Origin of the sequence: Spirillospora sp. NPDC046719, from assembly GCF_040645715.1 — a bacterium.
Classification (GTDB): Bacteria; Actinomycetota; Actinomycetes; order Streptosporangiales; family Streptosporangiaceae; genus Spirillospora.
In genome coordinates this window covers 1-1,164 of the sequence record NZ_JBEYYT010000928.1, presented here as the reverse complement: position 1 = coordinate 1,164, position 1,164 = coordinate 1, and the positions used below count along the sequence as shown (strand labels likewise).

Genomic DNA, 1,164 nt, shown 5'->3' with positions numbered 1-1,164 from the left:
GCCTCCTCGCCCGCATCATCGTCGCCTTCGACGTACCGACCCTGTGGACCAGCCGCGAGTACGGAATCCTGGACAGCGAGGTCATCGACGCGACCGAGCACGCCCTGGCCGGCCCGCCCGGAGACGACCCCGCGCTCCGCGCCCGCCTCCTGACGACCCTGGCGATCGAGTTGGAGGGCGAGCAGGACGACCGGGGCGCCGCGGCGGCCCGCGAGGCCGTCGAGACCGCCCGCGGCCTCGGCGACCCCGCCCTGCTCGCCGCCGCGCTCAACGGCGGCTACCTCAACGGCTACCGCTCCGCCGACGGCCTGCACGACCGCCGCCGCATCGCCACCGAACTGCTCCACCTCGCCACCGAGCACGACCTGCCCGGCTACCTCGTCCTCGCCCACCTGCAACTCCAGCAGACCGAGGTCGCCTCCCTCGACCTCGCCGCCGCCCGCCGCCACCTGGACGAGGGCCGCCGCCTCGCCGACCAGTACGGCCTCCCGCTCCTCGCCATGATCGCCGAGTGGTACGGCGGCCTCGCGCACGCGTTCCGCGCCCGCTACGACGAGGCCGAACGCGTCTACACCCAGGTCGGGGGCGCCATCGGCCGGACCGGCATCTGGAGCAGCGAGCGCGGCATGATGCTCGTCGGCGCGTTCTGCCTCCGGTACGTCCAGGGCCGCGCGGGCGACCTGGTCGCCGAGACCGGCTGGCTGCGCGAGCAGTGGCCGCACGTCGCCGCGACCGCCGATATCCACGCCCTGGCGCTCGCCGCCGCCGGCCGCGCCGACGAGGCCCGCCGCGCCGTCCCGGCCGACGCCGGGCCTGTCCGCCGCGACTACTTCTACGACCTCGTCATGGCGATCCGCGGACGCCGCGCCATCGCGCTCGGCGAACCCGACCTCGCCGCCCGCGTCTACGAGGCGCTGCTCCCCTACGAGGGACACGTCACCGGCGGCGCCACCGCCGTCGCCACCATCGGCCCCGTCGCCGAGGTGCTCGCCGACCTCGCCCGCTTCCTCGGCCTCCCCGAAGCCACCGCCGCCGCCCACGACCGCAAGGCCGCCGAGGTCGTGGGATTGCTCACCCAGGGAGGCTAGTTTCCCCAGGGGGGCGACCCCGTGGAACCCCCGTCACGACCGGCAGGCCGTTTCGCGCTCCGCTAGCGCTCCGCGC

1 pseudogene is annotated in these 1,164 nt (G+C 75.7%); it reads left to right on the top strand.

The window, feature by feature from the left end:
- A pseudogene (locus tag ABZ914_RS51630) lies at window positions 1-1,088 on the top strand (hypothetical protein); the annotation flags it as partial.
- Window positions 1,089-1,164: the final 76 nt, after the last annotated feature.